Annotated in this window: 25 protein-coding genes and 1 other RNA gene; 10 read left to right on the forward strand and 16 right to left on the reverse strand. The window is 62.3% G+C overall.

All coding sequences use genetic code 11. The features are described 5' to 3' along the window. Nucleotides 1–2: 2 nt before the first annotated feature. From mraZ to rsmI, 3 genes are all read right to left on the reverse strand, one after another. Nucleotides 3–458, reverse strand: a complete 456-nt coding sequence (gene mraZ, locus BLR77_RS05525; RefSeq protein ID WP_074675844.1) for a division/cell wall cluster transcriptional repressor MraZ — start codon at nucleotides 456–458, stop codon at nucleotides 3–5. A 308-nt stretch (nucleotides 459–766) separates the two neighbouring features. After that, nucleotides 767–1,114: RNase P RNA component class A (gene rnpB, locus BLR77_RS05530), an RNA gene on the reverse strand. Nucleotides 1,115–1,262: 148 nt separating this feature from the next. Beyond that, nucleotides 1,263–2,162, reverse strand: a complete 900-nt coding sequence (gene rsmI / locus BLR77_RS05535; RefSeq protein WP_074675845.1) for a 16S rRNA (cytidine(1402)-2'-O)-methyltransferase — start codon at nucleotides 2,160–2,162, stop codon at nucleotides 1,263–1,265. Nucleotides 2,163–2,251: 89 nt separating this feature from the next. Here rsmI and BLR77_RS05540 point away from each other — a divergent pair, with 89 nt between their 5' ends. From BLR77_RS05540 to BLR77_RS05555, 4 genes are read left to right on the forward strand one after another with little or no spacing between them, the layout of a single operon-like run. Continuing rightward, a complete protein-coding gene (locus tag BLR77_RS05540) occupies nucleotides 2,252–4,060 on the forward strand; it encodes a penicillin-binding protein activator (RefSeq protein ID WP_074675846.1) in 1,809 nt (602 codons plus the stop codon). Next, nucleotides 4,057–4,416 carry a YraN family protein gene (locus BLR77_RS05545; RefSeq protein ID WP_074675847.1) on the forward strand — a complete coding sequence of 120 codons (360 nt, stop codon included), beginning with the start codon at nucleotides 4,057–4,059 and terminating at the stop codon, nucleotides 4,414–4,416. Before BLR77_RS05540 ends, BLR77_RS05545 begins: the two co-directional genes overlap by 4 nt. A 25-nt stretch (nucleotides 4,417–4,441) precedes the next feature. After that, nucleotides 4,442–5,035, forward strand: coding sequence for a phosphoheptose isomerase (locus BLR77_RS05550; protein WP_074675848.1), 594 nt, complete (start codon nucleotides 4,442–4,444; stop codon nucleotides 5,033–5,035). Continuing rightward, nucleotides 5,032–5,565: a BON domain-containing protein gene (locus BLR77_RS05555; RefSeq protein ID WP_074675849.1), complete on the forward strand. Its 534-nt coding sequence runs from the start codon at nucleotides 5,032–5,034 to the stop codon at nucleotides 5,563–5,565. The genes BLR77_RS05550 and BLR77_RS05555 overlap by 4 nt, the downstream gene beginning before the upstream one ends. 48 nt (nucleotides 5,566–5,613) lie before the next feature. Here the strand turns inward: BLR77_RS05555 and BLR77_RS05560 are convergent, their stop codons facing one another. The 7 genes from BLR77_RS05560 to rplM form a co-directional block, all read right to left on the reverse strand. Next, nucleotides 5,614–6,027: a ClpXP protease specificity-enhancing factor gene (locus BLR77_RS05560; RefSeq protein ID WP_074675850.1), complete on the reverse strand. Its 414-nt coding sequence runs from the start codon at nucleotides 6,025–6,027 to the stop codon at nucleotides 5,614–5,616. 13 nt (nucleotides 6,028–6,040) lie between these two features. After that, a complete protein-coding gene (locus BLR77_RS05565; protein WP_074675851.1) occupies nucleotides 6,041–6,658 on the reverse strand; it encodes a glutathione S-transferase N-terminal domain-containing protein in 618 nt (205 codons plus the stop codon). Between the two features lie 167 nt (nucleotides 6,659–6,825). Next, nucleotides 6,826–7,605 carry a cytochrome c1 gene (locus BLR77_RS05570; protein ID WP_074675852.1) on the reverse strand — a complete coding sequence of 260 codons (780 nt, stop codon included), beginning with the start codon at nucleotides 7,603–7,605 and terminating at the stop codon, nucleotides 6,826–6,828. Next, a complete protein-coding gene (locus BLR77_RS05575; RefSeq protein ID WP_074675853.1) occupies nucleotides 7,605–8,816 on the reverse strand; it encodes a cytochrome b in 1,212 nt (403 codons plus the stop codon). Before BLR77_RS05575 ends, BLR77_RS05570 begins: the two co-directional genes overlap by 1 nt. Continuing rightward, nucleotides 8,816–9,409, reverse strand: coding sequence for a ubiquinol-cytochrome c reductase iron-sulfur subunit (gene petA / locus BLR77_RS05580; protein ID WP_074675854.1), 594 nt, complete (start codon nucleotides 9,407–9,409; stop codon nucleotides 8,816–8,818). Before petA ends, BLR77_RS05575 begins: the two co-directional genes overlap by 1 nt. A 254-nt stretch (nucleotides 9,410–9,663) precedes the next feature. Then, a complete protein-coding gene (gene rpsI / locus BLR77_RS05585; RefSeq protein ID WP_003459292.1) occupies nucleotides 9,664–10,056 on the reverse strand; it encodes a 30S ribosomal protein S9 in 393 nt (130 codons plus the stop codon). A 14-nt stretch (nucleotides 10,057–10,070) separates the two neighbouring features. After that, the gene (rplM, locus tag BLR77_RS05590) at nucleotides 10,071–10,499 is read right to left on the reverse strand and encodes a 50S ribosomal protein L13 (protein ID WP_017678951.1); all 429 of its coding nucleotides are present in this window, start codon (nucleotides 10,497–10,499) and stop codon (nucleotides 10,071–10,073) included. Nucleotides 10,500–10,746: 247 nt separating this feature from the next. Between rplM and BLR77_RS05595 the strand changes: the two genes are divergently transcribed. Then, nucleotides 10,747–11,784: an NADP(H)-dependent aldo-keto reductase gene (locus tag BLR77_RS05595; RefSeq protein WP_074675855.1), complete on the forward strand. Its 1,038-nt coding sequence runs from the start codon at nucleotides 10,747–10,749 to the stop codon at nucleotides 11,782–11,784. Here BLR77_RS05595 and nfi read toward each other — a convergent pair. Further along, nucleotides 11,781–12,494: a deoxyribonuclease V gene (gene nfi / locus BLR77_RS05600; protein WP_074675856.1), complete on the reverse strand. Its 714-nt coding sequence runs from the start codon at nucleotides 12,492–12,494 to the stop codon at nucleotides 11,781–11,783. The two genes, BLR77_RS05595 and nfi, sit on opposite strands and share 4 nt — an antisense overlap. 72 nt (nucleotides 12,495–12,566) lie before the next feature. After that, a complete protein-coding gene (locus tag BLR77_RS05605; RefSeq protein ID WP_074675857.1) occupies nucleotides 12,567–13,706 on the reverse strand; it encodes an acyl-CoA dehydrogenase family protein in 1,140 nt (379 codons plus the stop codon). A gap of 141 nt (nucleotides 13,707–13,847) precedes the next feature. Here BLR77_RS05605 and BLR77_RS05610 point away from each other — a divergent pair, with 141 nt between their 5' ends. The 4 genes from BLR77_RS05610 to BLR77_RS05625 all read left to right on the forward strand — a co-directional run bounded on the left by BLR77_RS05610 (nucleotide 13,848) and on the right by BLR77_RS05625 (nucleotide 19,385). Further along, complete coding sequence (locus BLR77_RS05610) at nucleotides 13,848–14,846, forward strand: GlxA family transcriptional regulator (RefSeq protein ID WP_074675858.1); 999 nt, start codon at nucleotides 13,848–13,850, stop codon at nucleotides 14,844–14,846. Nucleotides 14,847–15,063: 217 nt separating this feature from the next. Further along, complete coding sequence (locus tag BLR77_RS05615) at nucleotides 15,064–16,098, forward strand: hypothetical protein (RefSeq protein WP_074675859.1); 1,035 nt, start codon at nucleotides 15,064–15,066, stop codon at nucleotides 16,096–16,098. Between the two features lie 52 nt (nucleotides 16,099–16,150). Beyond that, entirely contained in the window at nucleotides 16,151–17,149 is a 999-nt protein-coding gene (locus tag BLR77_RS05620) for a putative solute-binding protein (protein ID WP_074675860.1), read from the forward strand. 58 nt (nucleotides 17,150–17,207) lie between these two features. After that, nucleotides 17,208–19,385, forward strand: coding sequence for a TRAP transporter large permease subunit (locus BLR77_RS05625; RefSeq protein WP_074675861.1), 2,178 nt, complete (start codon nucleotides 17,208–17,210; stop codon nucleotides 19,383–19,385). Nucleotides 19,386–19,424: 39 nt separating this feature from the next. On the opposite strand, the gene zapE is transcribed toward BLR77_RS05625, so the two are convergent. The 3 genes from zapE to BLR77_RS05640 all read right to left on the reverse strand — a co-directional run bounded on the left by zapE (nucleotide 19,425) and on the right by BLR77_RS05640 (nucleotide 22,713). After that, nucleotides 19,425–20,519, reverse strand: a complete 1,095-nt coding sequence (gene zapE / locus BLR77_RS05630) for a cell division protein ZapE (protein ID WP_074675862.1) — start codon at nucleotides 20,517–20,519, stop codon at nucleotides 19,425–19,427. Nucleotides 20,520–20,617: 98 nt separating this feature from the next. Further along, nucleotides 20,618–21,964, reverse strand: coding sequence for a tryptophan--tRNA ligase (locus BLR77_RS05635; RefSeq protein WP_074675863.1), 1,347 nt, complete (start codon nucleotides 21,962–21,964; stop codon nucleotides 20,618–20,620). A 119-nt stretch (nucleotides 21,965–22,083) separates the two neighbouring features. After that, nucleotides 22,084–22,713: an alpha/beta hydrolase gene (locus BLR77_RS05640; protein WP_074675864.1), complete on the reverse strand. Its 630-nt coding sequence runs from the start codon at nucleotides 22,711–22,713 to the stop codon at nucleotides 22,084–22,086. Nucleotides 22,714–22,834: 121 nt separating this feature from the next. Here BLR77_RS05640 and BLR77_RS05645 point away from each other — a divergent pair, with 121 nt between their 5' ends. Beyond that, a complete protein-coding gene (locus BLR77_RS05645) occupies nucleotides 22,835–23,266 on the forward strand; it encodes a Z-ring associated ZapG family protein (RefSeq protein WP_003459282.1) in 432 nt (143 codons plus the stop codon). A 187-nt stretch (nucleotides 23,267–23,453) separates the two neighbouring features. Here BLR77_RS05645 and cysN read toward each other — a convergent pair whose 3' ends face one another. Continuing rightward, complete coding sequence (gene cysN / locus BLR77_RS05650) at nucleotides 23,454–25,349, reverse strand: sulfate adenylyltransferase subunit CysN (protein ID WP_074675865.1); 1,896 nt, start codon at nucleotides 25,347–25,349, stop codon at nucleotides 23,454–23,456. Nucleotides 25,350–25,353 lie beyond the last annotated feature (4 nt).

The following is a 25,353-nucleotide window of genomic DNA, read 5'->3' on the forward strand; positions in this document are numbered from 1 at the left end:
GGTCACAGGATCAGGTCACGCAGGTCATCGGAAAGGGCACCCGGCTGCTTGATGGCAGCCAGATCGGCTTCGGCTACGGCATTCCAGGCATCTTCATCCCAGAGTTGAAACTTGTTCAGCTGACCGACGAGCATCGCTCGCTTGTCCAGCTTGGCGTACTCGCGCAAACGCGGCGGCACCAGAAAGCGGCCGCTGGCGTCCAGCTCGAGATCGACGGCATTACCGATCAGCAGGCGCTGCAGGCGGCGGTTCTCTTCACGAAAGGAGGCCAGCTCACGCAGCTTGTTCTCGATCAGTTCCCACTCGGCCAGGGGATAAACGCAAAGACAGGGGTCGACGGCGTCGATGGTCACGATGAGCTGGCCACTGCAACGCGCAACGAGCTCGTCACGATACCGACTCGGCATCGCGAGGCGCCCTTTGGCGTCGAGACTGATGGCGTTAGCTCCGCGAAACACGGCTGCGCTTCCCCTGTAATTAGCTTTCCATGCCCAAAAAAACCCACTTCGTGCCACTTCTTACCACTTGCGCACACTATAGGAACGCGCACGCCCCACCGTCAAGGCGCTCCAGAAGGGAAAAATCCTTATAGGACGGAGATTTAGCGAACAAAGGCGAGGGGAAAAGAGATGCCGGAACCGGCTTTTGACAGATAAATCTCAACCATTCCAGCCAGCTGAAATTCGAACTTAAAGTAATTTGTTAAGAGTAAGATTTTTTCGGTATCAGACGGGAGGGAGATAGAAGCACAACGCGAGAAAGGAAGGAGGAGAGTCGATCTGTAAGCCGGGTTCTGTCGAGGACAGTCATTCCTCTACGACGTACATCACTGCACGCCTTTAGCAACCTACCCGGTTCCAGCGCGGGCCACGCCGATGGAACCCTATTTGGTCTTGCTCCGAGTGGGGTTTACCTAGCCACGGACTGTTGCCAGCCGTGCGGTGCGCTCTTACCGCACCTTTTCACCCTTACCGGCGCCGAAACGCTTAGGCGGTTATTTTCTGTGGCACTTTCCGTAGGCTCACGCCTCCCAGGCATTACCTGGCACTCCGCCCTATGGAGCCCGGACTTTCCTCCCCCTTCTTGCGAAGGCAGCGACTGTCCGATCGACTCTCCGTCGGCAAGATTAACAAAGCCGCAAGCCGCAAGCTACCAGCGGCAAGAAAAAGCAGCCTGGCACGCCCGCCTGCCGAAGCGAGCTCTGCTCGCGAAGCTTTTGCGTTGCAGGGGGTTCGCGAGCAGAGCTCGCTCCTACGACAGCCTCATCCCTGGCGCGTCAGCGCCACCTGATAAAGCAGGTTCTTGCGCACCCCGGTGATTTCCGCCGCCAGCGCCGCCGCACGCTTGAGCGGCATTTCCGCCATGAGCAGATCGAGCACTCGCAGCGCTTCGACGCTGACTGCCGCCTCGCCTTCCGGCGCCTGCCAACCGGCCACCAGCACCACGCACTCGCCACGCTGCTGGTTGCTGTCTGCGGCAACCCAGGCGCACAACTCATCCAGCGGCAAGCCCTTGAGGGTCTCGAAGGTCTTGGTCAGCTCGCGCGCCAGCAATGCGGGGCGCTCGCCGCCGAACACTTCGCGCATGTCCTCCAGGCACTCGAGAATACGATGCGGCGCTTCATAGAAAATCAGCGTGCGCGGCTCCTCTCGCACCTGCTCCAGGCGCGCGCGCCGACCAGCAGCCTTGGCCGGCAGAAAACCTTCGAAGATGAAACGATCCGATGGCAGGCCCGCCGCCGAAAGCGCGGCGATCAGGGCACAGGCGCCGGGCACCGGCACCACTGCAATCCCCGCAGCACGCGCCTGGCGCACCAGGTGATAACCCGGATCGGAAATCAGTGGCGTACCCGCATCGGAAATCAGCGCAACATCCTCGCCAGCCTGAAGGCGCGCCAGAAAACGCCCACCCTGGTCGCGCTCGTTATGTTCGTGACAGGCAGCCAGCGGCGTCTCGATACCAAAATGCTGCAGCAGGCGCACCGAATGTCTCGTGTCTTCAGCAGCGATCAGCGCGACCTCGCGCAAGATCCGCAACGCCCGCGCGCTGATGTCATCCAGATTGCCGATTGGCGTGGCGACCACATACAGGCTGCCTGGCTGGACGCTTGCGACTGCGGGCTGACTCACTGGAAACACCTCGTTAATTGAAAGAGCGCTCATTCTAGCCGGTTCCGACCCGGCGGCATCGCATGGATGTCGCCCCTTGGGTACAATCGCCGCTCGTTTTGCTCAAGTATCAGGATGACCCGATGATCGCTAGCCTGCGCCCTCTTTCTGCTCTTTTCCTGGCCGGTCTGCTCACCGCCTGCGCCAGCTCGCCCTCCAATAGCCTGGGCCAGCTGCCGCGCACACCACAAGCCAGCATCGAGCAGATGCTCCAGCAAGCAGCCGAGAGCAAACCGGAGCAGGCTGCCTTGCTGCGCCTGTCCGCAGCCGACCAGAGCTACCAGCAGAACGACGTGGCACGCGCCACCCGCATTCTCGAATCAATCGATATCGCCAGCCTGCAGCCAGCCCAACAGATCTTCGCCAGCACCCTGAAGGCCGAGCTGGCCATGGCCCGCAAGCAACCTCAAAGTGCCCTGAAAGCCCTGCAGCACCCCAGCTTCGAGCGCCTGGGCGAGCTTCCGGTCGAACAACAGATCCGCACCCAACTGGTCCGCGCCCGCGCCCTGGAAGCCGATGGCCAGACCCTGGCCGCCGCCCGTGAGCGTGTGTTCATCGCGCCGCTGCTGAGCGGCCAGGCCGCCGACGACAACCACGAAAACATCTGGGCACTGGTGTCCAACCTGCCAGCACAAACCCCTGCCGGCGCCGACAGCGACCTGGCCGGCTGGCTGGAACTGGCGCAAGCGACCAAAAGCGGCGCCACACTCGAGCAGCAGCAAGCGGCTATCGACCAATGGGTCGCACAGAACCCGCAACACCCGGCAGCCGAGCAACTGCCCGAAGCACTGGGCAAACTGCGCGAGCTGGCCAGCCAACCGCTGACCCGCGTCGCGCTGCTGTTGCCACAGGAAGGTCAGCTGGCCAGTGTCGCCCGCGCCCTGCGCGACGGCTTCCTCGCCGCGCATTACGAAGCTCAACAGGCCGGGCAGAACCCACCGGAAATAAAGCTCTACGACAGCTCTCGAATTGGCTCGCTGGACGCCTTCTACCAACAGGCACAAGCCGATGGCGTGCAACTGGTAGTCGGTCCGCTGGAAAAACCGCTGGTCAAACAGCTCAGCGACCGCGAACAACTGCCCATCACCACCCTCGCCCTGAACTACAGCGACGCAGGCCAGGAAGGGCCGGCGCAACTGTTCCAGTTCGGCCTGGCCGCCGAGGACGAAGCCCGCGAAGTGGCGCGCCGCGCCTGGAATGACGGTATGCGCCGCGCCGTGGCCCTGGTGCCACGTGGTGATTGGGGCGACCGCGTACTGGACGCCTTCCGCCAGAGCTGGCAAGCCCAGGGCGGCACCCTGATCGCCGCCGAGCACGTCGACCAGCCCGTGGAACTGGCCCGGCAGATCGCCGATCTGTTCCAACTGCGCGAAAGCGAAGTCCGCGCGCGCCGCCTGCAGAACACCCTGGGCACCAGCCTGGATGCACAGCCGGCGCGCCGTCAGGACATCGACTTCATCTTCCTCGCCGCCACACCGCAACAGGCGCAGCAGATCAAGCCGACCCTGGCCTTCCAGTACGCAGGCGACGTGCCCGTCTACGCCACCTCGCACCTGTTCACCGGCGCCCATAGCCAGGCCCAGTATCAGGACCTGGAAGGCATCCGCTTCTGCGAAACCCCCTGGTTGCTCGACGCCCACGCCCCGCTGCGCCAGGAAGTCAGCAACCAGTGGCCGCAAGCCGGTGGCAGCCTGGGCCGCCTGTATGCCATGGGTGTCGACGCCTACCGCCTGGCACCGCGCCTGGGTCAGCTCAAGGCGCTGCCGGACTCGCGCATCGACGGCCTGTCGGGCAGCCTCAGCCTCAATGCCACGCAGCGCATCGAGCGCCAGCTGCCCTGGGCCGAGTTCCGTGGCGGCAGGGTTCAGCGCCTTCCTGACAGCATCAATTGAGCACGCACAACGATCTGGGGCGAGCCGCTGAACAGGCGGCTCGCCAGCATCTGGAACGCAACGGCTTGCAGCTGATCGAACAGAACTGGAGCTGTCGGCGTGGCGAGCTCGATCTGGTCATGCTCGACGGCGATACAGTAGTATTCGTCGAGGTCCGCGCCCGCCGCCACAGTGCCTGGGGCGGCGCCCTGGAGAGCATCGATGCGCGCAAGCGTGGCAAGTTGGTCATCGCCGCAGAACTCTTCCTTCAGCAACACTTACGCTGGGCCCGCTACCCCTGCCGCTTCGATGTGGTCGCCATCAGTACCGATGGTGCTACTCGCCTCGACTGGATCAAGAACGCCTTCGATGCCTGACGGCCGTAAATTCAAGGTTTAACCGATGGACATGCAATCCCGAATCCGCCAGCTCTTCCAAGCCAGCATCGACACCAAGCAGCAGGCCATGGAAGTCCTGGCTCCCTATATCGAGCACGCCAGCCTGGTGATGGTCCAGGCCCTGCTCAACGAGGGCAAGATTCTCTCCTGCGGCAACGGCGGCTCCGCCGGCGATGCTCAGCATTTCTCCTCCGAGCTGCTCAACCGCTTCGAGCGCGAGCGCCCCAGCCTGCCGGCCATCGCCCTGACCACCGACAGCTCGACCATCACCTCTATCGCCAACGACTACAGCTACAACGAAATCTTCTCCAAGCAGATCCGCGCACTCGGCCAGCCCGGCGATGTGCTGTTGGCGATTTCCACCAGCGGCAACTCCGCGAATGTCATCCAGGCCATTCAAGCTGCACATGATCGCGAGATGACCGTCGTCGCCCTCACCGGCCGCGACGGCGGCGGCATGGCCTCGCTACTGCTACCGGAGGACGTCGAAATCCGCGTTCCAGCCAAAGTCACCGCACGCATCCAGGAAGTCCATCTGCTGACTATCCACTGCCTGTGCGACCTGATCGACAGTCAATTGTTTGGGAGTGAAGAATGAAGCGTTCCGCCCTGATTCTGGCCGCTCTGGCCGTTACCCTGACCCTGGCAGGCTGTGGCAGCCGCAGCATCGGCAACAAGATCGATGACCAGTTCCTCGGCCCGGAAGTCGCCTCACGCATCAGCAATGCGCACGCCGACCTGTCCAGCCCGACCTCGCGCATCGTAGTCACCAGCTATAACGGCGTGGTGCTGCTTGCCGGGCAAACCCCGCGCAGCGAACTCAAGGATCGCGCCGCCCAGACCGCCCGTGGTGTACAGGGCGTGAAGAAGGTCTACAACGAGCTGCAGGTGCAGCAGCCGGCATCCCTGCTGGCACGTAGCAACGACTCGCTGCTGACCACCAAGATCAAGACGCAGATGCTGGCCGACAGCAGCGTACCGAGCGCCCGGATCAAGGTCGTGACCGAGAACGGCATCGTCTACCTGCTCGGCCTGGTCACTCGCGAAGAAGCCAACGCAGCCACTCGCGTGGTACAGAGCGTATCGGGCGTACAGCGGGTGGTGCGCCTGTTCGAATACACCAACTGATTCGAACGCAGAAACGACAAGGGCGCCCATGGGCGCCCTTTTCATTGCTTACTTGACCACCTTCAGACTTGGCCGGCCACTGGGGCGCGACGGCTCGCCACCGGAAGGCCCGTCATCATCCGGCTCAGGCCCCTCAGGGCTACCGGCAAGCGGCGGCTCCATATCGAAGACCATGCCCTGGCCATTCTCCCGCGCATAGATCGCCAGGACCGCTGCAATCGGAATGTACAGACTATGCGCCACACCGCCGAAACGGCCCTCGAAGCTGACAGCCTGGTTGTCCATATGCAGATGACGCACGGCGCTGGGTGACGCATTGAGCACGATCTGGCCATCACTGGCGAAGCCAGGCGGCACCTGCACACCCGGATACTCGGCACTGACCAGCAAATGCGGCGTGCAATCGTTATCGACGATCCATTCGTAGAGGGCGCGAACCAGATAGGGACGACTGGAATTCATGGTTTCCTCCTTCTCAGCGCATCGCGCGCTCGGCAGCGGAAAGACTGGCCTGAAAGGCCTCGCGGGCAAACTGACGCTCCATATAGTCGAGCAGCGGCTTGGCCGGACGCGGCAGTTCGATACCCAGAACAGGTAGACGCCAGAGCATGGGTAGCAGGCAGCAATCCACTAGACTCAGCTCGTCGCTGAGGAAGAATGCCTTGTCCGCAAACAGCGGCGACACACCGGTCAAACTCTCGCGCAGCTCCTTGCGCGCCAGTTGGCGCTCGGCTTCCTTGCTGCGCTTGTCGAGAATACGGTCGACCAGCACACACCAGTCACGCTGGATGCGATGCATCAGCAGACGGCTGTTGGCGCGAGCAACCGGATAAACAGGTAGCAGCGGTGGATGCGGGTAGCGCTCGTCGAGATACTCCATCACCACGGACGACTCGTACAGCGCCAGGTCGCGATCGACCAGCGTTGGCACACTGCCATAGGGATTGACCTCGGCAAGCCTGGGCGGACAACGCCCCTGCTCGACATCGATGATCTCGACGCTGACACCTTTCTCGGCGAGCACCAGACGCACGCGATGGGAATAGTGGTCGGCGGGGTCGGAGTAGCAGGTCAACCTATTGGTCACCGCCATGGCGATCCTCCTCGCTTGTTTTGATTTTCCAGAAACACGAAAAATTGCCAAGGGCAATTCTTGAAGTTGCAGGTGACGTCACCGCAAGGTGGTCACCCGGAATGGCAGGGCACAAAAGCCTGCGCGCCCATAAGGGCGCGCAGGTGTATGCAGAGAACTGCAACGGCTTAATGCACGTCCTTCCAGTACTCACGCTTGAGCAGGTAGGCGAACACGAAGAAGAACGCCAGGTACAACAGCACATAGGTGCCGATGCGCTGGGACTTCAGCTTGACCGGGTTGGCCGAATAGGCCAGGAAGGTCACCAGGTTCTTCACCTTCTCGTCGAACTCGGCCTCGCTCAGCGTGCCGGTATTCGGCTCTACGGTGAGCTGATCACAGGCTTCATGGGTGATCGGCGCACCGGTCAGCGGGTCGAACTGCTTCTTGCCGTCGGTGACGACCTGAACCTGCTTGCAACCAATGACCTGATTGCCCTGCAGACCAACCAGCACGTTCGGCATACCGACGTTCGGGAACACCTTGTTGTTGGCGCCCAGCGGACGGCTCGGATCTGCGTAGAAGGTACGCAGGTAGGTGTACAACCAGTCGTTGCCACGCACACGAGCGACCAGAGTCAGATCAGGCGGCGCCGCACCGAACCAGGCCTTGGCGTCGTCCGGCTTCATGCCGATCTTCATGTGGTCACCGATCTTGGCATCGGTGAACACCAGATTGTCCAGCATGATCTCGTGCGGGATGCCGAGGTCATCGGCAACACGCTCGTAACGCTGGTACTGGGCAGCATGGCAGCCCATGCAGTAGTTGGCGAAGGTACGCGCGCCGTCCTGCATGGCAGCCTTGTCGGCCAGATCGATATCGACCTTGTCCAGCGGGTAGTTGCTGGCAGCGCCCATGGCCAGGGCCGGCAGCGCAGCGAAAACAAATGCAGCAAAGAGCTTTTTCATCAGCCAGTCACCCTTTCCGGAACCGGTTTGGTCTTCTCCATCCTGGTGTAGAACGGCATCAGGATGAAGTACGCGAAGTACAGGAAGGTGCACACCTGCGACAGCAGGGTACGACCCGGGGTCGGCGCCAGCACACCCAGCACACCCAGGATGACGAAGGAGATGCAGAACACCAGCAGCCAGACCTTGCTCATCCAACCCTTGTAGCGCATGGATTTGACCGGACTACGGTCGAGCCAGGGCAGCACGAACAGAACGGCGATGGCAGCACCCATGGCAATGACGCCGAGCAGCTTGTCCGGCACCGCACGCAGAATCGCGTAGAACGGCGTGAAGTACCAAACCGGGGCAATGTGCTCAGGGGTCTTGAACGGGTTGGCCGCTTCGAAGTTCGGCTTCTCGAGGAAGTAACCGCCCATTTCCGGGAAGAAGAACACCACGAAGCAGAACACGAACAGGAACACCACTACGCCGACGATATCTTTCACGGTGTAGTAAGGGTGGAAGGCGATGCCATCGAGCGGCACACCGTTCTCGTCCTTGAACTTCTTGATGTCGACGCCGTCCGGGTTGTTCGAACCCACTTCGTGCAGGGCCAGGATGTGCAGCACGACCAGGCCAAGCAGAACGATCGGCAGTGCGATCACGTGCAGGGCGAAGAAGCGGTTCAGGGTGATGCCGGAGATCAGGTAGTCACCACGAATCCACTGAGTCAGGTCGTCACCGATGACCGGGATGGCACCGAACAGCGAGATGATCACCTGGGCGCCCCAGTAGGACATCTGGCCCCAGGGCAGCAGGTAGCCCATGAAGGCCTCGGCCATCAGCACCAGGTAGATCAGCATGCCGAAGATCCACACCAGCTCACGCGGCTTCTGGTAGGAGCCATAGAGCAGACCGCGGAACATGTGCAGATAGACCACCACGAAGAACGCGGAAGCACCGGTGGAGTGCAGGTAACGCAGGATCCAGCCGTACTCGACGTCACGCATGATGTATTCGACGGAAGCGAAAGCGCCTTCAGCCGAAGGTTCGAAGCTCATGGTCAGCCAGATACCGGTAACGATCTGGTTGACCAGCACCAGCAGAGCCAGCGAGCCGAAGAAATAGAAGAAGTTGAAGTTCTTCGGGGCGTAGTACTTGGAGAGATGGTCTTCCCACATCTTGGTGGCGGGGAAGCGCGCATCCACCCATTCCATGAATTTGCTCATCACGCGTTCTCCTGGTCCACACCGATGATGATCACATCATCCGTTTCGTAGGTGTGCGGCGGCACCGGCAGGTTCAGCGGTGCAGGCTGCGCCTTGTACACGCGACCGGCGAGGTCGTAACGCGAACCGTGGCAAGGGCAGAAATAGCCACCCACCCAGTCCGGACCCAAGTCTGCCGGGGCTACTTCCGGGCGGAAGGACGGCGCACAACCCAGGTGGGTGCACAGACCTACCAGAATCAGCAGCTCTGGTTTGATCGAGCGGGTTTTCTTGTCCACGTACTCCGGCTGCACGGAGGCAGCGGACTCGGGATCGGCGACACTGCTTTCGATCTTGGTCAGGTTGGACAGGATCTCCTCGGTACGGCGCACGATGAACACCGGCTGACCGCGCCATTCAGCAACCATCTGCTGACCTGCCTCGATCTTGCTGACGTTCACCTTCACCGGTGCACCGGCCGCCTTGGCCTTGGCACTGGGGAACCATGACCCCACGAACGGAGTCGCAGCACCTACCGCTCCTGCTGCACCCACCACGGAGGTGGCTGCAACCAGGAAGCGACGCCGGCCTGCATTCACGCCGTCATTGCTCATTCAGTCGTCTCCCATCAGCTTTGTGGCCTGTTGTTCAGGCCTCTACTAAGTAAAAATCGGGCCGCGCAAAAAATTCGCCAAATGGTAAAGAAAAGCCCCTTTTCTGACAAGGTAATTACCCCCGAAGAGACTGGCGAAAGCCTTGGCGGGTGCGGCTTACGCGTATGCGGCACGTTGTCGCAGCAATTTGCCACGCCCATAAAAAACGCCCAGCTCCGTAAGGAAACTGGGCGCTTTTGGAAGCGTAGTCGCGATTAACGCTTCGAGTACTGCGGACGCTTACGCGCTTTACGCAGACCGACTTTCTTACGCTCGACTTCACGGGCGTCGCGAGTGACGTAACCAGCTTTACGCAGCGGGCTGCGCAGGGTTTCGTCGTACTCGATCAGAGCGCGGGTGATGCCGTGACGGATGGCACCAGCTTGACCACTGACACCGCCACCAGCAACGGTGACGAAGATGTCGAACTTCTCGACGGTCTCGGTCAGCTCCAGCGGCTGACGCACGACCATGCGAGCAGTTTCGCGACCGAAGAAGGTATCCAGGGTGCGATTGTTGATCGAGATGTTACCAGTGCCCGGACGCAGGAAAACGCGCGCGGTTGCGGTCTTGCGACGGCCAGTGCCGTAATTTTGAGTCGCCGACATAATGAACTATTCCGTTAAATCTTCAGTTCTTGGGGCTGCTGAGCAGTGTGCGGGTGAACTGCACCCTTGTACACTTTCAGCTTACGGTACATGTCGCGACCCAGCGGGTTCTTCGGCAGCATGCCTTTGACCGCAGTCTCGATCACGCGCTCAGGAGCACGAGCGATCAGCTTCTCGAAGTTGATCTCTTTGATGCCGCCCGGGAAACCGGAGTGGGAGTAGTACTTCTTGTCGCTGGCTTTGGCACCAGTTACACGCACCTGCTCGGCATTGATCACGACGATGTAGTCGCCAGTATCAACGTGCGGGGTGTACTCAGGCTTGTGCTTGCCACGCAGACGGCTCGCGATTTCGGTGGCCAGACGACCCAGGGTCTTGCCAGCAGCATCAACGACGAACCAGTCGCGTTTTACTGTTTCCGGTTTAGCAGTGAAAGTTTTCATTCTTTATAGCCTCAGGGGCCGCCCAGCAAAAATAGACGGCGGATCTTACTGGATAGTGCGTACTTTGACAAGTCAAAGGCAGCCGCATACGGACGCTATCGGGGGCTCGGGTCAGCGCGTCCACAATACGGCAAGATTCTTCGGCAGGCGGCGCATCACTTCCACCGCAGAAAGAGGTGCCGAATTATCCTGATTGCGAAAAAAATTTCAACCTGCTTGTATGACTCTTTTGCCAAGGGAGTACTCCATGGAATACCGCAAGCTAGGCCGAACCGATCTCGATGTCAGCGCACTGTGCCTGGGCACCATGACCTGGGGTGAGCAGAACAGCGAGAGCGAAGGCCACGCTCAGATCGAACGAGCCAAGGCCAGCGGCATCAATTTCATCGATACCGCAGAGATGTACCCGGTACCGCCGCGCGCCGAAACCTACAGCAAGACCGAGCAGATCATCGGCAGCTATTTCAAGCAGCATGGCGACCGCGCCGACTGGATTCTGGCCAGCAAGATCGCCGGCCCCGGCAACGGCATCAGCCATATTCGTGACGGCCAGCTCAGGTTCAACCGCCAGCACATCGTCAGCGCACTGGACGCCAGCCTCAAGCGCCTGCAAACCGACTGGATCGATCTGTACCAGCTGCACTGGCCGGAGCGGCCGACCAACTTCTTCGGCCAACTCGACTACAAACACAAGGACGTTGAGTTCACGCCGCTGGAAGAAACCCTGGAAGTGCTCGACGAGCAGGTCAAGGCCGGCAAGATCCGCCATATCGGCCTGTCCAACGAAACCCCGTGGGGCACCATGAAGTTCCTGCAGTTGGCCGAAAGCCGTGGCTGGCCGCGCGCGGTGTCGATCCAGAACCCCTATAACCTGCTCAACCGCAGCTTCGAAGTGGGCCTGGCGGAAGTGGCGATTCGCGAGCAGTGCGGCCTGCTGGCCTACTCACCACTGGCCTTCGGCATGCTCAGTGGCAAATACGAAGGTGGTGCCCGTCCTGCTGGCGCACGCATCAGCCTGTTCAGCCGTTTCGCCCGCTACACCAACCCGCAGTCGGAAGCAGCCTGCTCACGCTACGTGGCCCTGGCCCGCGAGCACGGCCTGGACCCGGCGCAGATGGCCCTGGCCTTCGTCACCGCGCAACCGTTCGTGACCAGCAACATCATTGGCGCCACCAGCCTGGAGCAACTGGACAGCAACCTGGCCAGCGCCGAGCTGAAGCTCTCCGAAGAAGTGCTCGTCGGCATCGAAGCCATTCACAAAGCACAGCCCAACCCGGCACCTTAAAAGAGTGAAGGCTGATCGCTCCCGGCATCGCGTCGCGAGGCCAGGCGATCAGCCAGGCGGGTCGGTTCGGGCAAACGGTGACGCCTGACGCAGGCCATGACCAGCTCCGGCACACGTTCGAGACTAACCCGATTGCCCGGCGAGACGATCAGCGGCCGCACGCGATCCTTGCTGCGCAGCGCCCAACCGATCCGCTCGCCCCTCCTGCTCAGCAGCTCGACGCATGCGCCCCTCGCCTCGTCCAGCTCGGCGTGATGCCCCGTGAGGATCTTCTTGGCCACGCCAATGGTCGGCAAGCCGCTGACCACGCCTAAATGCGCGGCGATGCCCAGGCCGCGTGGATGGGCGATGCCATGGCCGTCGACGAAGACCAGATCCGGCTCGTGCGGCAAGCCAGCCAGCGCCTGAAGCAAAGCGGGCAGTTCGCGAAAGGACAGCAAGCCCGGCACATAGGGCATGCTGGTGGGGATGCGCGCCACGCATTCGGCCAGCGGCTCCAGGGTATCGGCATCCAACAGCACTGCGGCAGCGCGCGTAATGGCGCCGCCCTCCTCGAAGCCGACATCCACGCCCGCCAGGCGCCGCAGCGTCGGATAATCGTCCTCCAGCCGAACTTGCCGGGCCAGGTGCGTCTGCAGCTCGCGGGCAGCCGCCGGACTGCCGTCCCAATCCGCGAAGGGGGAGGCGGCCAGGTCGCTTAATCGGGTCATGAGGCTCTCCAGGCATTTCTGCCTTGGAGCGCCGGGGCGACGCCCGAGTTCGCCCCGCGAACCATTGCCCGATTACACCAGCGAACGGGAAATGATCTCCTTCATGATCTCGTTGGTGCCGGCGTAGATACGCTGCACCCGGGCATCGGCCCAGGCGCGCGCCACCGGATATTCCCACATGTAGCCGTAGCCGCCGTGCAGCTGCACGCACTCGTCGAGCACCTTGCACTGCAGATCGGTGCTCCAGTACTTGAGCATCGCCGCCGTCGGCACATCGAGCTTGCCCGCCAGATGCTGTTCCAGACAGCGATCGATGAACACACGACCAACCTGGATTTCGGTGGCCATCTCGGCGAGCTTGAAGCGGGTGTTCTGGAAATCCGCCACGGCCTTGCCGAACGCCTTGCGCTCACGGGTGTAGTCCAGCGTCCACTTGAGCGCCGCCTCGGCCGAGGCCAGCGCACCAATACCCACAGTCAGCCGCTCCTGCGGCAGCTCCTGCATCAGGTAGGCGAAGCCCATGCCCGGCTGGCCCAGCAGATTCTCCTTGGGTACGCGCACGTCCTGAAAGAACAGCTCGGAGGTGTCCTGCGCCTTCATGCCCACCTTCTCCAGGCGCTTGCCCTTGGAGAAACCTGGCGTATTGGCCTCCACCAGGAACAGGCTGGTGCCCTTGGCGCCAGCCTTGGGGTCGGTCTTGGCCACGACGATCACCAGATCGGCCAACCAGCCGTTGGTGATGAAGGTCTTAGAACCGTTGATGACGTACTCGTCACCATCGAGCACGGCCGTGGTCTTCACGCCCTGCAGGTCGGAGCCGGCACCCGGTTCGGTCATGGCGATGGCAGTGACCATTTCGCCGCTGACCAGCCTGGGCAGGTAATGCTGCTTCTGCGCCTCACTGCCGTAATGCAGGATGTAGGGCGCGACGATGTCCGAATGCAGCGAGAAACCGATGCCGGTCAGGCCAAGCCGACCGATCTCTTCGATCACCACGGTGCTATAGAGGAAGTCGGCCGCCATGCCGCCATACTCTTCGGGGACATGCGAACACAACATTCCCGCCTCGCCGGCCTTGTTCCATAGCGCGCGGTCGACATGCCCGTCCTTCTCCCATTGATGGTGATAAGGCACCGCTTCCTGCTCGAGAAACTTGCGCACGCTGTCGCGAAACAGTTCATGGTCGGAGCTGAATAGGGTTCTGGGGATCATGGCGCTACCTGTGTCTGAGACGGGAGGAAAAGCATGGCCTCGACTTTAGCCAAGCAAACGCTTGGTCGCACTGGACACAAGCGCCAAAAAATAAGACGATCCAGCCGCCTAGTGACCACTTAGCCTTTATAAAAACAACATATGGTTAATCATCAGTCAGGCGCCTTACGGCGCGTCAGCATTCTCGCCACCGACGGCGTGTTCGCTTCCACCCTCATGCAGGCCAAGGACTTCTTCCACATGGCCGGCATCCGTTACGCCAGGCAGCAGGGCCTTGGCGATCAACCGCCCTTCGAGATCCATCTGGTCAGCCCCGACGGCCTGCCGGTGAACAGCTTCAGCAACGTCCGCGTTCCAGTCGACGGCGGCCTGGATGCCTGCGACGTGATCATCCTGCCGGCCTTCTGGGACGACTTCGATGCACTCAGTCGGCGTTACCCACAGGTGCTGGACTGGCTCAAACACCAGCATGCCAACGGCACGGCGATCTGCGGCGAAGCCAGCGGGGTGTTCTGGATGGCCGAAGCCGGCCTGCTCGATGGCAAGGAGGCGACCACCTACTGGCGCTTCTTCCGCGAATTCGCCGAACGCTTCCCCAAGGTGCTGCTCAATCAGGACAAGCACCTGTCCGATGCCGACAACCTGTACTGCGCAGGTGGCGTCACCTCGGCCTGCGACCTCTATATCTACCTGATCGAGCGTTATTGCGGCGCCGGCGTGGCCCAGGGCGTGGCACGCGACATCCTCTACGAAGTGCAACGCAGCTACACCCCGGGACGCATCGGCTTCGGCGGGCAGAAACTGCACCAGGACGTCACCGTGCTGCAGATCCAGCACTGGCTTGAGGAGCACTATGCCGACAAGTTCCGCTTCGAGGACGTGGCCCGCGAGCATGGCATGAGCATCCGCAATTTCATGCGCCGCTTCCAGGGCGCCACCGGCGACAAGCCACTGCACTATCTGCAGCGCCTGCGCATCGAAACCGCCAAGAGCCTGCTGTCCTCTACCCGCAAGAGCATCAAGACCGTCAGCTACGAGATCGGCTACGACGATGCCAGCTTCTTCGCGCGCCTGTTCCGCCAGCACACCGGGCTGTCCCCCAACCATTACCGCCGCCAATTTCAGCAGCAGCCCCAGTGAAATCGCGCAGGCGCCATTCTCCACGCCTGCGGCGATTCGGTAACGCCCGGCACTAGACAGCCAGTCTAACGACCCGCCACACCCACCAGAAGATTGGGTATCAGCCCAAGCAGCTGCCAGTAGAGTGCTTACTGTGGTCGGCCCGCTGACGCGTGGCAGACACACAAGACCGTGCGCTGGATGCGCCTCTACAACAACAATAACGACGGAGAACACCATGGGAGTCTCTCGTGCGCTGCGCCTGTGTGCCATTGCATCGCTGGTGCTACTGACAGCCTGCACCCCGATCAAACGCTTCGGTGCCGACCAATCGTTGCGCTTCATGGAAAACAACCTGCTCGGTCCCATGCTCGAAAGCCATGACGCCGACATGGCCTGTTATTCGGGCGCGGCCGTCGCGCCGCTCATCCAGTCCACCAGCGGCCTGGGCGCCGACAATCAGCAGTTACTGACCCTGCTCTACCTCACTGCCGGTAGCTGTGCCGAGCAGACCGCCTTCGAGCAGGAGCTGCGCTACCTGCGCGCCTCACGCAGCAAGCAGATCGAAGAGGCACAGGACGCACGCATCACCCAGAAGCGCTACGCCGAGCTGGCGGCACGCCGCCAATACCAGTCGTACCAGAACTTCGCCAACTACTACGAAAAGCGCTTCGATATCCGCATCGGCGATAGCTGCCCGGCCTTCGACAAGGATCTCGACGAGCTGATCTACCTGCTAGGCCTGATCCAGGGACTGCAAGCCATCCAGAACGACATCAACTCGCAGAACGCCGTCGGCGTGCCCAAGGACATCGCGGCCAAGACCGAGCGCGCCATGACCTGCCTGGACAACGAGAAGTGGTGGGGTGCGCCGATGGCGGCGCGCGCCCTGGTCTGGAACATGCTGCCAGGCAGCGGCGAGGGACAGAACCCCTGGCAGGTGCTCGAGCAGTCGCGACAGATCGGCGAGCGTCACGGCGTACGCCTGGCCCACGCCCTCTACGCGATCTCCGCCACGGCGAAGAACGATGAGCAGCACCTGCGCAGCGCGCTCCGGGCCTTCGGCTCGACCCAGACGGCGAACAGCAGCTTCACGCTCAATGAGTCCTATGCCCAGGTCGACGCCATCAGCAGCAGCACCGTCATGAACAATGCCGATCGCTACTGGACGGCCAATGCCGGCACACGCACGCCAATCGGCGGCCTGCTGCGCTTCTGGGACGAGAAGCAGCAGCCGGTCGATACCGGCATCGAGATCGACGACCTGCTCTAGTCAGGTCGTCCCAAGCCCTCCTGCCTCAGCGGCATGACCCGGAGTATCCGCCATGAAGTGTTCCAACCTAGCCGCCACCGCTCTGCTCAGCCTGACGCTGGGCGCCGCCCCCCAGGCGCTCGCCCAGAAGATCTGCGTGTTCGACATCCTCGGCGCCCAGGGCGACACCTACAGCCTGATGAAGGACTACCAACTGGCTGCCAACAATTTCGGCGCCAGCCTCGAGCTCAAGCCCTACACCGACGAGAAAATCGCAGCAGAGGACTTCAAGGCAGGGCAATGCGATGGCGTGATGATCATGGGCTTGCGCGCCCGTCAGTTCAACGGCTTCACCGGTAGCCTGGAAGCAATGGGCGCCCTGCCCAGCTACCAGGCGCTGGAAACGGTGATCACCACCCTGAGCTCACCCAAGGCCAGCAAGTTCATGATCAACGGCCCCTACGAAGTGGCGGGCATCGTGCCCATGGGCGCGGCCTACCTGTTCGTCAACGACCGCACCATCGACAACATCAGCAAACTGTCGGGCAAGAAGTTCGCGATCATGGACTACGACAATGCGCAGGCGAAGATGGTACAGCGCATCGGCGCCCAGCCAGTTGCCTCTGATGTCACCAACTTCGCCGGCAAGTTCAACAACGGCTCGGTGGATGTGGTCGGTGCACCGGCGGCGGCCTACAAACCGCTGGAACTGCAGAAGGGCCTGGGCCAGCGCGGCGGTGTGGCGCGCTTCCCGGTACTGCAACTGACCTACCAGCTAGTCATCCGCCCCGACCGTTTCCCCGAAGGTTTCGGCCAGCAATCACGCGAGTTCGCCCTCAGCCAGTACAGCCGCGCCATGGACATCATCACGCAATCGGAAAGCGAGATCGATAGCCACTACTGGATCGACATTCCGCCCGAGGACATGGAGAAGTACACCGTGATGCTGCGTGAGGCGCGTATTTCGCTGACCGAGGAAGGCATCTACGACAAACGCATGATGGCGGTGATGAAGCGCGTGCGCTGCCAGATCGACTCAGCCGATGCCGAGTGCGCCCAGAACCTCGAATAACAATAACGAAACGGGGGCGTGCACGCCCCCGGACTCCGCCTTGACCGTAGAGCCTGCCATGCCTATTGCCTCGACCATGACCAGCCATGACCAGACTGCACCAACCCAGACGTTCAAACGCCCTCTGTTTGGCCGATGGCTTTCCACCCTGCCGGTCTTCCTCCTGCTGACCCTCACCCTGGTCATAGGCACCGGGGAAATGCTCCATGGCCAACTTCTGCGCATGGGCGAGCGTCTGTTCGGTGATCCGGCTGCCGGCGTGCAGTACTTCATGCTGCGCGCCGACCCAGTGACCCCGACCTGCGACCCCACCCCAGATATCGATGCTCTGCTGGCCAGGCAACCGGCCCAGGCCAGCAGCGATATCGACGATCTGTTCGATACTGCCGAGGTCAACCCACAAGCGCAGCGCAGCGCCCTGGAACGTGCCGCTCAACTCTGCGCGCAGCGGCATACGCTGCACGCGGCCGTCGTCGCGCACATGACGCCCGAACTGAAACTGTTCCGCAGTCTGGAGACCTCGTTCTTCGGCATCTTCCGCTTCGGCACCGACAACCGTGCCCTGCTCCTGCTGCTACTCATAAGCATCGCCGGCGTCACCACCACCCTGCGCCGTCATCACATCTCGCTGCGCCCCGCCAAGACCCGGCTCGATCACCGCGTCTCGGCTGCCGGCATGGTCATCGCCAACGCCTTGCTGGTGTTTTCCTGCAGCCATTACCTGCATACCCTGCTCAACGCCGACCTGCCACTGAGCAGGCCCTATCTCAATGGCTTGTGGATCGCGCTGTTCAGTTGCCTGTGCCTGATCAGCGTCTATCACTTGCTGAAACCACCGGCAGACGCCGAACCTGGCGGCAATCCGGGGCTGGCGCTGCTCTCCACGCCGCTCTACGCCATCATGGCGATCAGCTCCTTCACCTCGTTCTCGCTGCAGGGTCACTATGGCGGCATCGCCATCTACCTGGGCCAGCTCGTCGAGCTGTCGGGCATCTTCCTCAACCTGGCCCTGTTCATCTGGGCCGGCATGCTGCTCAAGCAGACCAACGTGGTCGACCGCTTCCTCGACCTGGTCCGCCCCTGGCGACTGTCGCCGGAACTGCTGACCTGGATTCTGCTAATCGGCGCCGCCGTGCCGACCGCCTACACGGGCGCCTCGGGCATCTTCGTCATCGCCGCCGGGGCCATCATCTACCGCGAAGTGCTGCTCTCCGGGGGCCGCCGTCAATTCGCCCTGGCCGTCTCGGCGATGTCCGGCTCGCTCGGCGTGGTACTGCGTCCCTGCCTGCTGATCGTGGTGGTCGCAGCACTGAACAAGCAGGTGACCACGGCCGAACTGTACAACTGGGGGATCGCCGTTTTCGTCCTGACCTCGTCGCTGTTCTTCATCGCCTCGCAGGTGCTGCGCCAGCAACCGATCAACATCGCCCACCCGCGTGACGCCATGCCCGCCATGGCCCGCGCTCTGGTGCCGGTGGCACCCTACATCCTCATCGCCATCGTGGTGGTCTGGGTCTACAGCTACCTGCTCGACACCCGCCTGAACGAGTTCACCGCGCCGGTGATGTTGCCGGTCATCCTGCTGGTGGTGCTGATCTTCGACAAGCTGCGCGGCGAGTCACTGGTGGAAGCTCCGAGTGCCCGCACCCTCGACAACGATCAAGGCAACAGCCAGCGCAACTTCACCCAGGCCGTGGGCGCCGCCACTTACGACACCGTCGGCCATATCGGCGCACTGACCCTGCTGATGGCCTTGTCGGTATCCACTGGCGGGGTGATCGAACGCTCCGGTCTCATGGAGCTGATCCCGCAGGACTTCCAGAGCATCTGGCTGGCACTGACCGCGTTGATGGTGGTGCTGTTCCTGATCGGCATGGTGATGGACGCCTTTGGCGTGGTGATCCTGGTATCGGCCACCATTGCGCCGATCGCCTATGCCAACGGCATTCACCCGGTGCATTTCTGGATGATCGCCCTGACCGCCATGGAACTGGCCTACCTGTCGCCGCCCGTGGCGCTCAACCATCTGCTGGCCCGGCAGGTGGTGGGCGAGGCGGAGATCGCTGCCGCCAATGAGGAGGTGCGCGACAAGAGTTTCTACTACCGCTATGAGCGCTGGATTCTGCCGATGACAGTCATGATCGTGGCACTGCTGATCGTCACCTATGGCGGTGAACTGATCGTCCAGCACGGCGCGCAGGCGCTGGAGGTAGGGCGCAGCTGGTTGCCACAGTGAGCGAGCCATGCCCACCCCGAACGGGGTGGGCGGTTTCGCTCAGGGGCGGTGCGGACGGCTGAGGAACTCGTGCGATTGCATTTCCAGCAAGCGGCTCAGCGTGCGCTGGAACTCGAAGCTCAGGCGGCCGCCGGTATACAGATCCTTGAGTTCCACCTCGGCGGAGATGATCAGCTTGACGTTACGGTCGTAGAACTCGTCCACCAGGTTGATGAAGCGCCGCGCCATGTCATCCTTGGCCACGCTCATCTGCTCGACATTGGCCAGGATCACCGCATGGAAGATCTTGCCCAGCTCGATGTAGTCGTTCTGGCTACGCGGGCCGTCGCACAGCTCGCGGAACTCGAACCAGGCCACGTCCTCGCAGACGCGCACGGCGTGGATCGCGCGGTTCTCGATCATCAGCGCCTCGTTCTCCACCATATGGGTGCAGTCCGGCAGCAGGCTCTGGAAGCTCTTGCGCAGGCTGTCTTCAGCGGCCGGGCCGAGCGGGAAGTGGAACAGTTCGGCCTGCTCCAGCGCGCGCAGGCGATAGTCGACGCCGCTGTCGACGTTGACGATGTCGGTGTGCTCCTTGAGCAGGGCGATGGCCGGCAGGAAGCGCGCGCGCTGCAGGCCGTCCTTGTAAAGGCCGTCCGGCACGATGTTGGAAGTGGCCACCAGGGAAACGCCGTTCTTGAACAGCTCCTCCATCAGTGTGGCGAGAATCATGGCATCGGTGATGTCGCTGACGAAGAACTCGTCGAAGCAGATCACCCGCGCCTCGTCGGCGAAACGCTTGCCGATGATGGTCAGCGGGTTCTTCTCGCCCTTGAGGGTCTTCATTTCCTCGTGCACGCGCTTCATGAAGCGGTGGAAGTGAGTGCGCATCTTCTGCTCGAAGGGCAGCGCATCGAAGAAGGTGTCGACCAGATAGGTCTTGCCGCGCCCGACGCCGCCCCAGAAATACAAGCCCTTGACCGGCCCCTGCGGCTTCTTGCCGAACAGCTTGCCCATCAGCCCGGATTTGCTCTGGTCGCGCGCGATCAGATCGTCGTAAAGACGCTGCAGATGGCGGACGGCATTTTCCTGGGCCGCATCATGGAAGAAGTCGGGCCGCTTGAGATCGGCCTGATAACGCTCTAAGGGGGTCATGATTCGTTAGCCGGGCAAGTAAAAACGGGGGCGTCACTTTAGCGACGCCCCCGTAGATTGGCAATCATGGCCGTAGCCCGGATGCAATCCGGGCTACTTCACTCCTGCAGCGCCAGCGCCTCACGCAGACGGGCAATGGCATCTTCCAGCGCCTGGCCGTCGGCGAACTCGGGGCTGCTCGCCACGCTTTCACCATCGACCCAGACCGAGAACACCTGGCCTTCGGCGCGCACATCCAGCGGCTCGCCGGATTGCAGGCGCTTGTTGATCATGCCGGCCGACTTGCCATCGGCGAAGGATTTCGACAGCAGCAGTTGCTCACCATCGGCATCCAGCAGGCGGAAGCGGAAGCTGCCGTCTTCATCGCGGAAGCTGACGAAGCGTGCGCTCTTGGCGGCTTTCTTCTTCTCGCCAGTGGCGATCTGCACTTGCTCACGGAACGAGCGCAGGCCCACCGCCTCGCGCAGCTCACCGAGGAACGGTGTGGCGATCTTGCGCGCCTTGGCCGCCCCAGCGAGGAGAATGTCCTCCAGATCGGCCGGCCTGGCGATCAGGGCGTTATAGCGCTCGCGCGCTTCGCCCAGGGTGTCTTCGAGCAGCTGATACAAACGGTTCTTCGCCTCACCCCAGGCCAGGCCGCCTTCCAGCTCGGCACGGAACTCGGCCTGCTGCGCCTGATTGGCGAAGGCCTGGTACAGAGTGAACAGGTGCGAACCTTCGGCGTCCTTGGGCTCACCTGGTGCGCGTGAGTCGGTGACGATGCGCGCCACGGCCTCCTTGAGCTGCTTGGCGCTGCCGAACAGCGGGATGGTGTTGTCGTAGCTCTTGCTCATCTTGCGCCCATCGAGGCCCGGCAGCGTGGCCACCTCTTCCTCGATGACCACCTCGGGCAGAACGAACAGATCCTTGCCCTTGCCGAACAGGTGATTGAAGCGCTGCCCGATATCACGGGCCATTTCCACGTGCTGAATCTGGTCGCGACCAACCGGCACCTTCTGCGCGTTGAACATCAGGATGTCCGCGGCCATCAGCACCGGGTAGCTGAACAGGCCCATGGTCACGCCGGCATCCGGGTCCTCGCCCTGTTCGACGTTCTTGTCCACCGAAGCCTTGTAGGCGTGGGCGCGGTTGAGCAGGCCCTTGCCGGCGACGCAGGTGAGCAGCCAGCACAGCTCGGGAATCTCGGGGATGTCGGACTGGCGGTAGAAGGTCGCCTTGTCGGTATCCAGGCCCAGCGCCAGCCAGGTGGCCGCGATTTCCAGGCGCGAGCGCTGAATGCGCGACGGATCATCGCACTTGATCAGCGCGTGGTAGTCAGCGAGGAAGTAGAACGAGTCCATCTGCGGGTCGCGGCTGGCCGCGATGGCCGGACGAATGGCGCCGGCGTAGTTGCCCAGGTGCGGCGTGCCGGTGGTGGTGATACCGGTAAGGATACGGGTGGTCATAGTAATTCGCTTGTCTTGCTGCAATGACGTGGCAGGCCTTCATTTGCCGTCACTCCCGCGAAGGCGGGAGCCTAGGTGCTGCGGCCCTCTGGGTTCCCGCCTGCGCGGGAATGACGGTTTTATAGACGCGGCAGAAGAAGTTCCTTCAGATCCGTCAGCTTGCCGTGAAAAAAGTGCCCGCATTCTGCCACTTTCAGCAGCTCGTGGGCACGCCCGAGATTGGCCGACCAGTCGTACACGCCCTGCGGCTCGACCACTTCGTCGGTATCGGGCTGGATCACCACCAGCGGACACTGGCTGGCCGGCGGCGTATCGGCCGTCAGGCGATGCACCGCCGGGGCCACCATGAACAGTTTGCTCGGCACCTGCCCCTTCGCTTCCAGGCGCGCCCCCAGCGCCGCGGCGACGAAGCCGCCGAAGGAAAAGCCCAGCAGCGTGATGGGCAGGTTCGGATATTCCTCCTTGAGCCAGGCGGCGACGGCTTCGGCGTCGTCCACCTCGCCGGTGTCCATGTCATGGCTGCCGACGCTGGCGCCGACGCCGCGATAATTGAAACGCAATGTGTGATATCCACAGTCACGCGCGGTGCGCTGCAAGGTGCTCACCACCTTGTTGAGCATGGTGCCGCCCTGCACCGGATTGGGATGGCAAAGCAGCGCCACGCCTCGGGGGTCAGGCACTTCCAGCAGAAGGGCTTCGAGTTGACCCACCGGGCCTTGAATGAAAAGAGGGGTTTCGCGACTGAGCAACACTGAACTCCGTGACCCCGCAACGGGTCGACTCGTCTAGCAAACTGCCTGCGAGGTAAACGTATACAGCGCAGGTTCGAGCCGCTAACGTAAAGCAAAGCCGTTTTGAGAGGAAGGACTCGTGGAACAGACCGTTACAGCCTGGTTGATACCCGCCCTGACCCTGGTGGTCGGCATCGCCGTGGGCTTTCTGCTCGCCCGCTTGGCCCCCAATGCTGCACCGGGCCGTACGCAGCGGCAGATGGATGAAATGCAGGCACGCTTCGAGGCCTACCAGAACGAAGTGGTGACCCACTTCAACACCACCGCCAGCCTGGTGAAGAAACTCACCCAGAGCTATCAGGACGTGCAGGAACACCTGTCCGACGGTGCCAACCGCCTGGCCCTGGACGAGCTGACCCGTCAGCGCCTGCTGGCCACCCTGAACAGCACCGAAGCCGGCGAAAAGCGCGAACGCCTGACTCCGCCGAAGAACCACGAGATGCCCAAGGACTACGCGCCGAAAAGCGACGGCCCCGGCATGCTGGATGAGAGCTACGGGTTGAAGAAGTAACCCGCCAGCCAGACCAAGAAGCCCCGCGATTGCGGGGCTTTTTATTGGACAAAGATTGCAGGAGCGAGCTCTGCTCGCGAACCAGAGGCATAAAGCTTCGCGAGCAAAGCTCGCTCCTACGACTGGCCGGCGCCAGGAATGAAAAAGCCCCGCATCACTGCAGGGCTTCTCGTTCAGCGCAAGAACGTCAGATCGCGCCGCGGCTACGCAGCAGATCCAGCACTGCTTTGACGCCCTCTTCGACCGACTGCGCCTGGGTGTCGATCACCAGATCGGCATCCAGCGGCACATCGTAGGGGAAGCCTTCGCCCGGGATATTGTCGCCACCGGCAGCATACAGGCCCTGCGGATCACGCTCGGCGCAGATCTGCGGCGAAGCCTGGACGTAAACGGTGATGACGCGCTCACTGCCGATCAGTGCCTTGGCCTGTTCGCGCCCTTCGGCGTCAGGGGCCACGAACGCGGCCAGGGCGATCATGCCGGCCTCGTTGAACTGACGCGCCACATGTGCCGCGCGGCGCCAGTTCTCGGCGCGGCCGGCGCGGTCCTGCGGCAGGCCCTTGTTCAGATCATGGCGCAGGTTCTGGCCATCGAGCACGTACACGGCACGGCCCATGTCGAACAGCTTGCGTTCCACGGCATAGGCCAGGGTGCTCTTGCCCGCGCCAGACAGGCCGCTGAACAGCACGGTGGCCGGCTGCTGGCCGAAGCGCGAAGCACGCTCCTCGGTCGAGACATGCGCCAGACGGCCATGCTGACCGCCGCCATGGGCGACCGGATCGGCGATGATCATGCCGGCACCGACGGTGCCGTTGGTCAGACGGTCGACGATGATGAAGGCGCCGGTGGTGCGGTTGTACTCGTAACCGTCCAGGGCGATCGGCGCATCCAGCGCCACCTTGACCCGGCCGATCTCGTTGAGCCTCAGCTCGCTGGCGGCGCCCTGCTCCAGGGTATTCACGTCGACGCGATGCACGATGCTCGGGATCGAGCCCGGCACGTAGCTGGTGGCGCGCTTGATGTCGTACTTCTTGCCCGGCAGCATCGGCTCTTCGCCCATCCACACCAGCATGGCTTCGAAGCTGTCGGTGACCTGCGGGCGGCTGTCGGCATGCACCAGCATGTCGCCCCGGGAAACATCGATCTCGTCTTCCAGGGTCAGGGTGATGGCCTGGCCCGGGCCGGCATGCTCCAGCTCGCCCTCGAAGGTAACGATGGACTTGACCTTGCTGGTCTTGCCCGACGGCAGCGCCATCACCTCATCGCCCTTGCGCACGATGCCGCTGGCCAGAGTGCCGGCGAAGCCGCGGAAGTTGAGGTTGGGACGGTTGACGTACTGCACCGGGAAGCGCAGGTCGTCGAAGTTGCGGTCACCCGCGACTTCGACGGTCTCGAGAATCTCCATCAGCGACTGGCCGGTGTACCAGGGCGAGCGCTCGGACTTGTTGACCACGTTGTCGCCCTTGAGCGCCGACATCGGCACGAACTCGAGGGTGGTCGGGCGCAGATTGATCTTCTCGGCGAAGGCCAGGTAGTCGGCCTTGATCTGCTCGAACACGCCCTGATCGAAGCCCTTGAGGTCCATCTTGTTGACGGCGACGACGATGTGCTTGATGCCCAGCAGGGACGCAATGAAGCTGTGGCGCTTGGTCTGGGTCTGCACGCCGTAACGGGCGTCGATCAGGATGATCGCCAGGTCGCAGGTCGAAGCACCGGTGGCCATGTTGCGCGTGTACTGCTCATGGCCGGGGGTGTCGGCGATGATGAACTTGCGCTTGGCGGTAGAGAAGTAGCGGTAGGCCACGTCGATGGTGATGCCCTGCTCGCGCTCGGCCTGCAGGCCGTCGACCAGCAGTGCCAGGTCGATGTCATCGCCGGTGGTACCGACCTTCTTCGAATCCTTGGTGATGGCTTCCAGGTGATCCTCGTAGATCATCTTGGAGTCATGCAGCAGGCGGCCGATCAGCGTGCTCTTGCCGTCGTCGACGTTGCCGCAGGTAAGAAAGCGCAGCAGCTCCTTGCGCTCGTGCTGGGCCAGGTAAGCGAGAATGTCCTGGCCGATCAAATCGGATTGGTGACTCATGGTG

The sequence above is a fragment of the Ectopseudomonas alcaliphila genome (genome assembly GCF_900101755.1).
Classification (GTDB): Bacteria; Pseudomonadota; Gammaproteobacteria; order Pseudomonadales; family Pseudomonadaceae; genus Aquipseudomonas; species Aquipseudomonas alcaliphila.

What these genes read in the sequence shown, in the direction of transcription:
- rsmI (WP_074675845.1), bottom strand. Translation starts at nt 2,162, where the DNA reads ATGAGCGCTCTTTCAATTAACGAGGTGTTTCCAGTGAGTCAGCCCGCA.
- BLR77_RS05540 (WP_074675846.1), top strand. Translation starts at nt 2,252, where the DNA reads ATGATCGCTAGCCTGCGCCCTCTTTCTGCTCTTTTCCTGGCCGGTCTG.
- BLR77_RS05550 (WP_074675848.1), top strand. Translation starts at nt 4,442, where the DNA reads ATGGACATGCAATCCCGAATCCGCCAGCTCTTCCAAGCCAGCATCGAC.
- BLR77_RS05555 (WP_074675849.1), top strand. Translation starts at nt 5,032, where the DNA reads ATGAAGCGTTCCGCCCTGATTCTGGCCGCTCTGGCCGTTACCCTGACC.
- BLR77_RS05560 (WP_074675850.1), bottom strand. Translation starts at nt 6,027, where the DNA reads ATGAATTCCAGTCGTCCCTATCTGGTTCGCGCCCTCTACGAATGGATC.
- BLR77_RS05565 (WP_074675851.1), bottom strand. Translation starts at nt 6,658, where the DNA reads ATGGCGGTGACCAATAGGTTGACCTGCTACTCCGACCCCGCCGACCAC.
- BLR77_RS05570 (WP_074675852.1), bottom strand. Translation starts at nt 7,605, where the DNA reads ATGAAAAAGCTCTTTGCTGCATTTGTTTTCGCTGCGCTGCCGGCCCTG.
- BLR77_RS05575 (WP_074675853.1), bottom strand. Translation starts at nt 8,816, where the DNA reads ATGAGCAAATTCATGGAATGGGTGGATGCGCGCTTCCCCGCCACCAAG.
- petA (WP_074675854.1), bottom strand. Translation starts at nt 9,409, where the DNA reads ATGAGCAATGACGGCGTGAATGCAGGCCGGCGTCGCTTCCTGGTTGCA.
- rpsI (WP_003459292.1), bottom strand. Translation starts at nt 10,056, where the DNA reads ATGTCGGCGACTCAAAATTACGGCACTGGCCGTCGCAAGACCGCAACC.
- rplM (WP_017678951.1), bottom strand. Translation starts at nt 10,499, where the DNA reads ATGAAAACTTTCACTGCTAAACCGGAAACAGTAAAACGCGACTGGTTC.
- BLR77_RS05595 (WP_074675855.1), top strand. Translation starts at nt 10,747, where the DNA reads ATGGAATACCGCAAGCTAGGCCGAACCGATCTCGATGTCAGCGCACTG.
- nfi (WP_074675856.1), bottom strand. Translation starts at nt 12,494, where the DNA reads ATGACCCGATTAAGCGACCTGGCCGCCTCCCCCTTCGCGGATTGGGAC.
- BLR77_RS05605 (WP_074675857.1), bottom strand. Translation starts at nt 13,706, where the DNA reads ATGATCCCCAGAACCCTATTCAGCTCCGACCATGAACTGTTTCGCGAC.
- BLR77_RS05610 (WP_074675858.1), top strand. Translation starts at nt 13,848, where the DNA reads ATGGTTAATCATCAGTCAGGCGCCTTACGGCGCGTCAGCATTCTCGCC.
- BLR77_RS05615 (WP_074675859.1), top strand. Translation starts at nt 15,064, where the DNA reads ATGGGAGTCTCTCGTGCGCTGCGCCTGTGTGCCATTGCATCGCTGGTG.
- BLR77_RS05620 (WP_074675860.1), top strand. Translation starts at nt 16,151, where the DNA reads ATGAAGTGTTCCAACCTAGCCGCCACCGCTCTGCTCAGCCTGACGCTG.
- BLR77_RS05625 (WP_074675861.1), top strand. Translation starts at nt 17,208, where the DNA reads ATGCCTATTGCCTCGACCATGACCAGCCATGACCAGACTGCACCAACC.
- zapE (WP_074675862.1), bottom strand. Translation starts at nt 20,519, where the DNA reads ATGACCCCCTTAGAGCGTTATCAGGCCGATCTCAAGCGGCCCGACTTC.
- BLR77_RS05635 (WP_074675863.1), bottom strand. Translation starts at nt 21,964, where the DNA reads ATGACCACCCGTATCCTTACCGGTATCACCACCACCGGCACGCCGCAC.
- cysN (WP_074675865.1), bottom strand. Translation starts at nt 25,349, where the DNA reads ATGAGTCACCAATCCGATTTGATCGGCCAGGACATTCTCGCTTACCTG.